This window comes from Pseudomonas sp. C2.3V, assembly GCF_058536325.1.
In genome coordinates, this window is the sequence record NZ_JBZUBN010000001.1 from 741,559 (window position 1) to 752,919 (window position 11,361).

9 protein-coding genes are annotated in these 11,361 nt (G+C 51.2%); 8 read left to right on the forward strand and 1 reads right to left on the reverse strand.

Annotated elements, in window-relative coordinates; genetic code table 11:
- The first annotated feature begins 10 nt into the window (after window positions 1-10).
- From AC4LF3_RS03565 to hldE, 8 genes are all read left to right on the forward strand, one after another.
- Window positions 11-1,258 (forward strand): capsule biosynthesis protein, encoded by a 1,248-nt coding sequence (locus tag AC4LF3_RS03565; RefSeq protein WP_491836238.1) that lies wholly within the window; start codon window positions 11-13, stop codon window positions 1,256-1,258.
- Window positions 1,259-1,285: 27 nt separating this feature from the next.
- A complete protein-coding gene (locus tag AC4LF3_RS03570) occupies window positions 1,286-2,407 on the forward strand; it encodes a capsular polysaccharide export protein, LipB/KpsS family (RefSeq protein ID WP_491834791.1) in 1,122 nt (373 codons plus the stop codon).
- A 12-nt stretch (window positions 2,408-2,419) separates the two neighbouring features.
- The gene (locus AC4LF3_RS03575; protein ID WP_491834792.1) at window positions 2,420-3,637 is read left to right on the forward strand and encodes an O-antigen ligase family protein; all 1,218 of its coding nucleotides are present in this window, start codon (window positions 2,420-2,422) and stop codon (window positions 3,635-3,637) included.
- Window positions 3,634-4,212, forward strand: coding sequence for a serine acetyltransferase (locus AC4LF3_RS03580; protein WP_491834793.1), 579 nt, complete (start codon window positions 3,634-3,636; stop codon window positions 4,210-4,212). Before AC4LF3_RS03575 ends, AC4LF3_RS03580 begins: the two co-directional genes overlap by 4 nt.
- 616 nt (window positions 4,213-4,828) lie before the next feature.
- Entirely contained in the window at window positions 4,829-6,625 is a 1,797-nt protein-coding gene (gene msbA, locus AC4LF3_RS03585) for a lipid A export permease/ATP-binding protein MsbA (protein ID WP_491836239.1), read from the forward strand.
- Window positions 6,622-7,521: a GNAT family N-acetyltransferase gene (locus AC4LF3_RS03590; RefSeq protein WP_491834794.1), complete on the forward strand. Its 900-nt coding sequence runs from the start codon at window positions 6,622-6,624 to the stop codon at window positions 7,519-7,521. Before msbA ends, AC4LF3_RS03590 begins: the two co-directional genes overlap by 4 nt.
- Window positions 7,521-8,969 (forward strand): PIG-L deacetylase family protein, encoded by a 1,449-nt coding sequence (locus tag AC4LF3_RS03595; protein ID WP_491834795.1) that lies wholly within the window; start codon window positions 7,521-7,523, stop codon window positions 8,967-8,969. The genes AC4LF3_RS03590 and AC4LF3_RS03595 overlap by 1 nt, the downstream gene beginning before the upstream one ends.
- 49 nt (window positions 8,970-9,018) lie before the next feature.
- On the forward strand, window positions 9,019-10,446 hold the full coding sequence (gene hldE / locus AC4LF3_RS03600; RefSeq protein ID WP_313550862.1) for a bifunctional D-glycero-beta-D-manno-heptose-7-phosphate kinase/D-glycero-beta-D-manno-heptose 1-phosphate adenylyltransferase HldE: 1,428 nt from the start codon (window positions 9,019-9,021) through the stop codon (window positions 10,444-10,446).
- A gap of 15 nt (window positions 10,447-10,461) precedes the next feature.
- Here hldE and AC4LF3_RS03605 read toward each other — a convergent pair whose 3' ends face one another.
- Window positions 10,462-11,355: a metal ABC transporter ATPase gene (locus AC4LF3_RS03605; protein WP_219650765.1), complete on the reverse strand. Its 894-nt coding sequence runs from the start codon at window positions 11,353-11,355 to the stop codon at window positions 10,462-10,464.
- Window positions 11,356-11,361 lie beyond the last annotated feature (6 nt).

Genomic DNA, 11,361 nt, shown 5'->3' on the forward strand with positions numbered 1-11,361 from the left:
TTTGTCTGCGATGGAAGGAGCCGTCTGGAAGAAAAAGGCGGCCGCGTTGGATCGCTATCGCTGGCAATTGCTACGTGAGCGCCATGGTTTTTTAGGATCACTGTTGCGCTTCATCAAGGAGGGCGTCGGAGACTTTTGGTTTGGTTATCGAGCCCGACGCCATGTGCTCACTCAGGTCGGCAGCGCTCCTTGCGATATACTTATGCTGCAGTCAGCAGAAAAAGTAGTCGCTTTTCAACGCAAAAAAACTTTTTTAATGCGTTTGGCTAAGCAGTATCGGCTGACAGAAACGGCTCTCGAAGCGCGTACAAAAATCTTGCGTGAGCGGCATCTTGTAGATCCTGGCGTGGTTGTACCGCTGCGCTATTTTGGCTATGCAGCCTATGCTGAGTGGATTGTTGCGCATTACCAGCCAAAGCTCTTGTTAAATGATCGAAATGGTAGTCTATATACGCCCTTTTTGCGTCTTTCGCTGCGCCGAAGACATGCCACATTGGTTCATCTGGCTCACGCTACAACAGTAGAGCACTCTCGCCGCCTAGGCATGAATGACTATGACTATTATCTGCTCTTTGGCCAGAGTTCGTACGAGGCGTTGAAGCGTCGGCGGTTGCTTTTTGGGGACTCCATTGTAGTTCTTGCAGGTTCGCACATGGTTGATGAAGCTTACGATATGCCTCTTGCTCGGCAAGACTGTAAAAGTTTGCTTATTCTAGGAGTCGGGCCGGACAAAGAAAAAGAGCTAGGCTATCAGCAGACCTATCATCTACTGGCAGAGTGGGCCGAACATCACTCTGATTATCGTGTCCAGGTGAAGCGGCATCCTCGAAGCCGGGGCATTTACTGGAGCGATGTTTCGCAGCGAATAAGCAACCTGGAATTACTGCCTGAAAATTGCACATTGGCCGAGGCGTTAAAAACTTCCTCCATTGTTATAAATATCATGTCAAATGCGGTCGTCGAGGCAGGTTTGGCTAGACGGCCTCTTATTCACGTTAACCTCAGCTCCGACAAAGATATTTTTGAGCAAACACGTTTAGGAGGTGAGGTTAGAACAAGGCAGGAGCTTGATAATAGAGTCGAACAGATTGAGCGTGACTATGAAGCGTATACTAGGTTAGCTGCAGATTTCGCAGAGTATCATCTGGCTCATGGTGTCAATGGGCTGGATACTACGCTTCAGATACTAAATGCACTTATTAGTGAGGTTCAGGTTCCTGCTGGTATAAAAACCTTTGTCTTAAAGGGAACCGTTTGATTATTGATGCTGGTTGGCGTGTGAATTATGACTGATATTCTTTTTTTCTCGTTAGCCAAACACCAGAGCCATTACTTCCAAAATATTTCCAATGCCTTGGCGTTAGATAGTCAGGTCATTACGTTGCGGGAATTACCATTACCCGGGCGTGGTAGTTTTGATCGCGCTGTGCTAGCTCTCGATTTTGCTACCCTAGTGGAAGAAAAATGCCAAGAGCGACAGATCAAGGGTAAATATTATGGTGTTTATTACAAGCTAGCCCTGCGATTAGAAATGTTTTGGACTGCTTTACGTATGCAAGCCTGGATTAAGCGGGAAAAGCCCCAGGCACTTGCCATATGGAACGGTTCTAATCGCTATTGCCGATTATTTTCCGGTCTGTTTCCAAAGCAGGCGCTTCGGTTTCATTTTGAAAACGGTCTGTTACCCGGCACGACTACCTTAGACACTAAGGGCGTGAACTTTCATAATTCTGTACCTCGTGATGCCAGGTTTTATCGGAATTATGCAACTATTATAGCTCTGGAGAACGAAGAGCAAGCAGTCAAGCTTATTCCTCGTAAGCCACGCATATCTGGGCAAGTAGAGGTAGTGCTACCTGAGCAATTTTTCTTTATTCCCTTTCAGGACGATAGGGATTCGCAGGTTAGGTATTTTTCACCACATATTCAAAACATGCGTGAGCTGTTCGAGTGGGCGCGTAAGCTTAATCAGGCATGTGGCATACCTGTAATCTTGAAAGAGCATCCTTCGAGTCGGGAGAAATACCCAGATCTACATGCTGCTACGCATAGCGGCCTTTTTTTCGCTAATGGCAATAGTACTCAAGAGTTGATCGAAAAAAGCCTTGCGGTAATAACTCTTAACTCAACAGTAGGCTTAGAAGCCATCCTGCTAAGCAAGCCAGTAATTACGTTAGGGCAGGCCTTTTACACAGTGGAAGGCGTTTGCGAGCATGCTGACAGTCTTGAGTCATTGATTGATCTCGTTAAGCATTACCCGAACTGGTTCCTTGACCCTCAGATCCGTCTAGCTTTTTTACATTATTTGGCGAATCAATACTGTGTGCCTGGGCGCTGGCAGGACGGCGATGACACGCATATACACGAGGTTGCTAGACGAATTGCAGTAGCCTTCTCAAAACATTAACGCGAGGTGGGCATGGTTGAAAGCAGACTGAGCAATTATCTCTGCCTATGGGTGGCTTTGGGTATGTTTACCCAGTTGGCAGGCTTATGCTTGATTGCAGATGGTAGCCGTTATGCAACTCTTGTAAACTTACTTCTGTTTCTTCCTGTCTTGTTATCGCTCTGTCTGGTACAAGCATATAAGCTAATCCCACGAGATGTAGGAACTTTATTTATTGCAGTGATGTTTGTATGGGTCTTAGGTTCTGGCTACTTGAATCCAGGGTCGGCAGAATATGGAATAAAATGGTTTAAAGTGTTACTGCAAATTTCTTTTTATCTTATTGCTATAGCGATGCTTGTGCACAAGGAACAGTACTTTGAAAGCGTCATCAATACCTTTGTGGTAGTGGCTGTATTATTTGCAGCAGCTAGTCTGATCATGAATTTTATTAGCCATGAGAACCTGGGCTATAGAGCTTTTCGTATTTACAAGCTGGGTTGGCAGGGATTAGCTGATTTCAACAATCCCATCGTCTCAGCACTCTATTATAGTGTTGCTCTAATTTGCTTGGTTTATCTATTTCTCCGTCGCCAGATGTCTGCGAGTATGACCATCCTATTTGCGCTGGCGGGATCGATTTTGTTGATCTATGTGATCTACACTTTTTCCCGAGGTGTCTGGTTGGCGCTGATTGCTGCCTTAGCTGTGCTGCTCATCCTATTTGGCGGGCGCAAGTCGTTATTAGCTTCGTTCTTAGTAATTGGAGGAATTGGCGTAGCCTGTATCGCCTTCTCGGCTCAACTTCATGTAGAGCGCACGATTGGTTTTTCTCTACGTGATGTGATTTGGATGGAATGGTTGAACCGTTTCGATGCTTTTTGGTTGACCGGCGCTGGTGCAGGAGCTGCATTCAACATTTGTATCGACACTACAGAACGTTGCTTCAAACAGGCCCACAATTTATACCTACAATTCTTTTACGAATACGGTATTGTCGGAGCCCTAACTTTATTAGGACTTATTGTGGTCCTGCTTGCAAAGGGTATAAAGCTTAGGACGGAACCAATAGTGCGTTTAGGAACTGCCTTGCTCGTTTTCGCAGCGGTAGCGGCTATCGCCAATTATCACGAAATTCTTTTACGGCCCAGTGTGTATGTCATTACGTTCTGGTTGCCCGTTGGGATATTACTAGCAGCTAACTCCTTGCGAAGAAATCCGCTAGAGAGGTCTGCAGGAGTTCTGGTATGACTGTGCACTCTCGTTTTCTCGAGCTCAAGCGCTATTGGCATATTGAAATTATCGGCGGGCTTGAAAAGCCATTTTCTTGGCGGCGTTTACGACAAAAATGCAAACGAAGCAACCGTTATGCTTATTTATTCTGGTTCCGTCTTGCCTACGTCATGCATCAAAGTGAAAGCTCATTCTGGCGCCGGCGCGCAAAGTTGTTTAATGAGCGCTTAAGTCGTACATATAATGTCGAGATTATGTTGGGGGCTCAAATAGGGGAAGGGCTTTGGATTGCACATCCTACCGGAATTGTTATCAGCGGTTATGCAGTGATAGGTAAGCATTTCAAAGTTTGGCAAAGCTGCACGATTGGAGTAAAAAATGAGAGTGATGAAAAGCGAATTGTTATTGGCGATAACGTCAAACTATTTGCTCATTCCTGTATCATTGGTGACGATTTAATTATCGGTAATAATGTAACTATTGGTGCCGCCTCGTTTGTTAATAAAAATATATCTGGTAACTGTGCATATATTACGCGTAAAGAAGCTGTAATCAAGCCACTGATGAGCGATCAAAGTTCTATACTGGTATAATAGTCTAAAAGCGTCTGTAAGGGAAAATCTCTAACCTTGCGACGATTTAAATAATTTTTCAAATGACTAAAATTGCGATCCACTAAAGATTTGCTAAGTGGACGCGCTCGGAAACGAATGTCCAAGAAGTCAATTAAACCGAAGCTATTTTCAGTGTAAATGATGTTACCTAAATGCAAGGATCTGAAATAGATTCCTTTCATGTGCAGTTGTTTAATAAAGCGCGCCAACGAAGGTAGCAGGGCATCAAACTCATTTCGAGCATGGTTGAATAAATGCTCGAGAGAGGTGCCGGCTAGCGGTTCGTACAAGCAAGCACTAACTGCATGGCGCTGGTCTAACCAGTAGCACTCTCTAATGCGAGGCGCCTTTATATTACGCTCTTGCAGGGTTTTTGCGTGCTGTGCAAAGCGCTCTGCCTCCGGTGCCAGTCGTGCTAGAAATGGTGTACGTCGGCTGCGAAAGATCTTCAAGAGTAGGCCTGTGTCTAAGCGTATTACCTTCGGGCCATGACTATCTTTTTCCAGCACTTTGCCATGGCTCAGCCAGACGTGCATTTCATTCACTGTTACAATCCGCATCTTTTCTCTCTAGCCAGTCGTACGAGGCTTGCCGAATGGCCAATACTGTTCAACAGTCCAGCCTAAAAATTTACATTCGATTGTTAAAGTACGTTCTTCCCTACTGGGGCGCATTTGCAATCAGCATCATAGGCTTCTTACTTTTTGCCTCTAGTCAGCCCATGCTTGCCGACATCCTGAAGTATTTTCTGGACGGGTTGCAAAAGCCGAACGAGGCAGAGTTCTTCGGTATCCCACTTGTTTTAGGGGTCCCGTTGATGATTGTACTCATCGCGCTTTATCAGGGCATCGGCTCGTACTTGGGCAATTACTTTCTAGCGAAGGTAGCACGAGGAGTTGTGCATGACCTTCGCTGTGCTTTATTCGATAACTTATTGACATTGCCTAATCGTTACTTTGACAACCAAAATTCTGGACACCTGATCTCACGCATTACCTACAACGTGACGATGGTAACCGGAGCTGCCACAGATGCCATCAAAGTTGTCATCCGTGAGGGCTTTACAGTGGTGTTCTTATTTGGCTATTTGCTCGTCATGAACTGGCAGCTGACGTTAGTTCTTGTCGCCATTTTACCCGTTATAGCGATTATGGTGACCGCTGCTAGCAAAAAATTCCGCAAGCAGAGCAAGAAAATTCAGGTAGCCATGGGCGATGTAACTCATGTGGCCTCTGAAACCATTCAGGGTTTCCGAGTTGTACGCAGTTTTAATGGAGAGGCTTACGAACGCCATCGTTTCCACAAAGCCAGCGCTGACAACATGAACCGCAGCCTGAATATGACGCGTACTCAGGCAGTTTATACGCCTCTTCTGCAGCTGGTAATATACATAGGGATGGCGCTACTGATGTATATGGTTCTTTACTTGCGCGGCGACTCTACCCCCGGGGAGCTAATCGCCTACATTACCGCCGCTGGTTTGCTGCCTAAGCCTATTCGCCAGCTCTCCGAAGTCAGCGCCACTATCCAAAAAGGTCTGGCAGGTGCTGAAAGCATTTTCGAGCAGTTGGATGAAGTCCCGGAAGTGGACGAAGGAACTGAAGAGCGAGCTAGAGCGCAAGGGCGTCTGGAAGTTCGGAATCTGAACTTCACCTATCCCGGTACCGAAAAGCCGGTTTTGGACAATATCTCGTTTGTAGCGGAACCTGGACAAATGGTAGCGCTGGTAGGGCGCTCGGGCAGCGGGAAGTCAACATTGGCCAACCTGATTCCCCGTTTCTATCAGCACACGCAGGGCCAGATTCTGCTGGATGATCTGGACATCCAGCGTTATCGGTTGCCCAATCTGCGTCGGCACATTGCTCTAGTGACACAGCAGGTCACGCTGTTCAACGACACGGTCACCAATAATATTGCTTATGGTGATCTGGCTGGTGCGCCATTTGAGCAGGTGCTCGAAGCTGCCAAGGCCGCCTATGCCGACGAATTCATCCAGCGTTTGCCTGAGGGTTATGAAACACTGGTCGGTGAGAACGGTGTACTGCTTTCGGGCGGTCAGCGTCAGCGTCTGGCCATTGCACGGGCGCTTTTGAAGAATGCGCCCGTGCTGATCCTGGATGAAGCCACCTCTGCATTGGATACCGAATCCGAGCGGCATATCCAGGCGGCGCTGGACAGGGTTATGACTGGCCGAACCACATTGGTGATTGCGCACCGGCTTAGCACCATTGAAAAGGCCGATCTGATTTTGGTGATGGATCAGGGGCGTATCGTCGAGCGCGGTACGCATGCTGAGCTGTTGGCACAAAATGGCTATTACGCCCGCCTGCATAACAGTCAGGTTGAAAAAGGCGCAACGACACTCGATGAAGAAGGCTCGCACGTTTCATGATGGGGTTGTTTAGGGCGTGGCGTGAGCGCGGCTGGGTTGAGATTGATGCACCAGCTTATGCCCGGGCGTGGCAAACATGGGGAGGCAGTGTTGCCACCCATCCAGAGATCGTTGCACGCCTGTCTGATCTGGTTGGGCTTCCGGTCCGCTATCTGGGATGGCCAGCCAGCGGTGGGCTGCAGATGGCAGTAGCATGTTGGGGTGGGCACGTTGCGCTGTCTCGCGATGTGCTCAAGCGCAAGGGTAAACGTGACTACTTCGACCTGGGGAACGCAGAAATCATTCTGCCAGCTCAGGAGAATGCTCAGGCTCCGCTGCGCCAGCAGGTCCGGTATTTATCTTCGCTAAGTGCCGCGCATGTCTCGACTGCACGTCAGCAAAAAGAATGTCTGGCAATTGCACGAGCGCCGGAGGAGCTTTCAAAGAAGTTTCGTTACAACCAGCGCCGTGAATTGCGTCTGCTGGAAGAGGCGGGTGGGCAGGTTCGGCCTGTCAGTGACTTTACACCAGCAGAACTGGCAGCGTTCTATGCCGATCTGTTCGAGCGCCGCTGGGCCTTCGAGGTACCTGCCAAAGCTCATCTGGCTGACGTCTTCTCTCTGTTACGCGAATTCATGATGGGTTCCGTCATCTTTCTGGACGATGCTCCAGCTGCCATTCAGGTGCTTTACCGTGTCGAATCCCCTCGGTGGATCAGTGTTGAATACGTCAATGGTGGTGTGGCGCCGGAGAGTCGGGACTTCAGTCCGGGCAGTGTACTGAGCTTTCTCAATACCCAGGCGGCCTGGGAGGAGGCGCGTGCACTAGGTAAGGACCTGCGCTTTTCATTTGGCCGTGCGGATCGTGAGTACAAGGATCGCTGGTGCAACCGAGTGCCGGTCCACGAGGTGAAGTGATGAGTGCGCGTAAACAAAGGTTACTCAAGCGGCACCGGCGCCATAAGCGGATCGCACTAGGTATCATTGCGTTGTTTCTGCTTGCTCTGCTCGGTGCTGCGTTTGTACAGGTGCTGCCTTGGTGGCTGGTACCTCTTGCGATAGTGGCTGTCTGGATTGTTCATGAGGCCTGGTTCGCGGATCATCTGTTCTATGCGCCACATGATGATTACCGGTATGACTTTCCTGAGAGCAGTGTACGCCTGCCGGTCGAGATCACGGACAACGTCTTGACGTTGAAAGGGTATGAGCTTTCAGATGAGTTGCAATCCCTGGTATTGGAATGCGAAATCAAGGCAGGCTTTTTAGGCCGTTTGTTCGATCCTTATGTTGTGATTCGCGCTGGTAGCCAGGAGGATCGTCAGGATTTCGAACGAGGCGTACAAGGTCGCCGCTACCTTAACCTGTCAGGCTTTTTCGAGGCCTTGCATGAAGGGCGAGTATCTGTCCAGGGCCATTTTTGCCGGGTCGTTGGTCCTGTAACACTGCATGGGTTTTCCAATCCAGATTATGCCTCCAAACGTGTAATGGTAATTGCGCCCCATGCGGACGATGCGGAGTTGGCTGCGTTCGGCCTCTATAGTGGTTGCGCCGAAGCTTCGATTGTTACCTTGACGCAAGGAGAGATTGAGGCCGAGTATTATGAGCGACTTGGCCTCAGTACTGCTGAAGCAGCCAGGCTCAAAGGACGCTTGCGGACATGGGACAGCCTGGCTGTACCGCTATGGGGCGGTGTGCCCATGACGCGTTGCGTTCAGCTGGGCTATTTTTGCCTTCAGCTACCGGCCATGCATGCTGCGCCAGAGCAGGTGTTTGGCTCACGCGATTCCGGTGATGTAGATATTCGTCCGGTACGGCGCTTTAATCCGTTGCGTCTTCCGGGTGACACGGACGGACAACCTTCTTGGAATAATCTGGTTGCCGACCTGGTTGCGCTCATCGAACATTTTCAGCCGGAAGTGATGGTGTTTCCCCATCCCCAGCTGGACCCTCATGCGGACCATGTTCAGGCAGCCCAGGCGGTAGAGGAAGCCATCCAGAAAAGTAACTGGAAGCCAGATACGGCGTTGCTTTATGCGAACCATCTGCACGACAACGACCGTTGGCCGATGGGGCCGTCAGGTAACGGTATCGCCCTGCCGCCGGCTATCGAGCCTTTGCCGGCGCTACCTGTCTGGAGTCCGCTGTTGAGTGCGCAGACTCAGCTCGATAAGGCCATGGCGCTGGGCATGCAGCATGATCTGCTTGTTCCGCCACCACTCAAGAAACGTTTGCGCCGACTGCTTCAGTCTGTTTTGACAGGGCGCCGATGGCCAGTGACGGGAGAGGACGAATTCTTTCGTAAAGCTGTTCGCCGTCATGAGCTGTTTTTCGTAAAAGATCTGAGGCATGGGCCGCTCGGGGACTGATTTAACCCTGTGGTATCATCGCCGCCGTTTTGACGTTTGGAGTCTTTCCATGAAGCTGACCATGCCCCGTTTTGATCAAGCCCCCGTGCTCGTGGTCGGCGATGTCATGCTCGATCGTTATTGGCATGGTGCAACGTCGCGAATCTCGCCCGAGGCGCCTGTGCCTGTCGTACGGGTTGATCAGAATGAAGATCGCCCCGGTGGTGCTGCCAACGTGGCGCTCAATATTGCTGCCTTGGGGGCACCGGCTTATCTGGTCGGTGTAACAGGCCAGGACGAGGCCGCCGACGCCTTGGCTGACAGCCTGAAGGCCGCCAAGGTCGAGGCACGTTTTCAACGTATCGCCGGACAGCCGACCATCGTCAAGCTGCGGATCATGAGCCGTCACCAGCAACTACTGCGTGTCGATTTTGAAGAATCATTCAAGACCGATACCCAGGCGTTGGCAGCAGATACGCGCTCCATGCTGGCAGGTGTAAAGGTGCTGGTCCTTTCCGACTACGGCAAAGGCGCGCTCAGAAACCATCAGGACCTGATCCAGCTGGCCCGTGCTCGCAATATTCCGGTACTGGCAGATCCCAAAGGCAAGGACTTTTCGATCTACCGGGGCGCCAGCCTGATTACGCCCAACTTAAGCGAATTCGAGGCGATTGTAGGACCCTGCACCGACGAAGCTGATCTGGTCGCCAAAGGCTGCAAACTGATCGCTGAGCTTGAGCTGGGTGCGCTGCTGGTAACCCGTGGTGAAAACGGGATGACGCTGTTGCGGCCTGACCAGCAGCCGTTCCATCTACCTGCTCGTGCACGGGAAGTCTTCGATGTAACCGGCGCGGGCGATACCGTTATTTCGACTCTGGCGGCCGCGCTGGCTGCGGGCGAGGAGCTGCACAATGCGGTCGCTCTGGCGAACCTTGCTGCAGGTATTGTAGTGGGTAAGCTGGGCACTGCTGCAATCAGCGCTCCGGAGCTTCGCCGTGCGGTGCAGCGAGAGGAAGGCTCGGAGCGAGGGGTATTGGCTCTGGAGCAGTTGCAGGTTGCTATTGAGGATGCACGTGCCCATGGCGAGAAAATCGTTTTCACCAATGGCTGTTTCGATATCCTCCATGCTGGTCATGTGGCTTATCTTGAGCAGGCACGTGCACTGGGTGACCGCCTGATTGTAGCGGTGAATGATGACGCATCCGTCACCCGCCTGAAGGGGCCGGGCCGTCCTATCAATACTGTCGATCGCCGAATGGCGGTGTTGGCTGGCCTTGGAGCTGTGGATTGGGTCATTCCCTTCAGCGAAAGCACACCTGAGGAGCTGCTCAAGCAGGTAAAGCCGGATGTGCTGGTAAAAGGTGGAGACTACAAAAGCGTCGATGAGGTAGTCGGAGCACCTCTGGTTCAAGCCTATGGGGGGGAAGTAAAGGTATTGGGCGTCGTCGAAAACAGTTCAACCACCGCGATTGTTGAGCGAATTCGCGGAAGCTCCTGATACAAACGGCGTCCGTCAGGACGCCTTCTCCTTGACTGTGCCCAGGCGGCTCAGCCAATCCTGCCAGCGTACCCGTTCTTCATGCACGAGCCAGCCGCGCTGTTCGGCAAAGCTTTCCGAGAGCCAGAGGCCTCGGGTGCTTACAGGCTGGCGTTGCCCCTCGTGTAAGGTAAACAGCTCGCCGGTAGGACGACCCTGATCCACTGCCAGCAGATAAATATCCGGGCGGCGCCTGTCCAGGCGTGCGATGAGCTGTCCATCCTCCACCTTGTCATCCACATGGAAAAGACTGGGCGTGCGGATATCCTTGGGTAGCTCCATCTGCATGTCATAGACCAGCTGCAGCGATGCGGTAGGCGTATGCACGTAAGCGCGTGGCCGCTCGATCAGCGCTAGACTGCCGCACTGGACAGGACGTGCGGCCCCGGTACGAGGGGTGAGGGTGAAATGGCCGTTTTCCCGGTACTTCAGTGCTCCCTCGTAAGGCGTAGGCAACCAGGTTTCGGTAAAACGGCCCTGTAGCCAGCCGTCGGGGGTTTCAAATAGACATTCTTCAGCCACTTCTTGAACGGCCGTAAGCAGTGGAAGGTTAAGCTCATGGGCAGGTACGTAACCGGATATCAGTTTCAGTACGGTATCGCCACGATCGACCCGCTTCTGACGGACCAATAGCCAATGATCATGCCCTTGCCAGTTCAGCGTGATCCTGACCGAAACGCCCAGGTTTGCCAGCTCAAGTGAAAAGCGTTGTTCATCTTCGACGACAATCGGACGGCGGCGCTCCAGCACCTCGTTGAAATTCAGGGGTTGGCCCAAGGCCTGGTAAACCAGCTTTTCCGGGCTGCCTTCAACCAGCAGCGGCAGGGTCTTGAATGCCTTGGGGTTCTGACGCGCAATGAGTTGAGGCATGGCAGA

Coding starts and splice junctions, on each gene's coding strand:
- AC4LF3_RS03580 (WP_491834793.1), top strand. CDS start 3,634: ATGACTGTGCACTCTCGTTTTCTCGAGCTCAAGCGCTATTGGCATATT.
- AC4LF3_RS03590 (WP_491834794.1), top strand. CDS start 6,622: ATGATGGGGTTGTTTAGGGCGTGGCGTGAGCGCGGCTGGGTTGAGATT.
- AC4LF3_RS03605 (WP_219650765.1), bottom strand. CDS start 11,355: ATGCCTCAACTCATTGCGCGTCAGAACCCCAAGGCATTCAAGACCCTG.
- hldE (WP_313550862.1), top strand. CDS start 9,019: ATGAAGCTGACCATGCCCCGTTTTGATCAAGCCCCCGTGCTCGTGGTC.
- AC4LF3_RS03575 (WP_491834792.1), top strand. CDS start 2,420: ATGGTTGAAAGCAGACTGAGCAATTATCTCTGCCTATGGGTGGCTTTG.
- AC4LF3_RS03570 (WP_491834791.1), top strand. CDS start 1,286: ATGACTGATATTCTTTTTTTCTCGTTAGCCAAACACCAGAGCCATTAC.
- msbA (WP_491836239.1), top strand. CDS start 4,829: ATGGCCAATACTGTTCAACAGTCCAGCCTAAAAATTTACATTCGATTG.
- AC4LF3_RS03595 (WP_491834795.1), top strand. CDS start 7,521: ATGAGTGCGCGTAAACAAAGGTTACTCAAGCGGCACCGGCGCCATAAG.
- AC4LF3_RS03565 (WP_491836238.1), top strand. CDS start 11: ATGGAAGGAGCCGTCTGGAAGAAAAAGGCGGCCGCGTTGGATCGCTAT.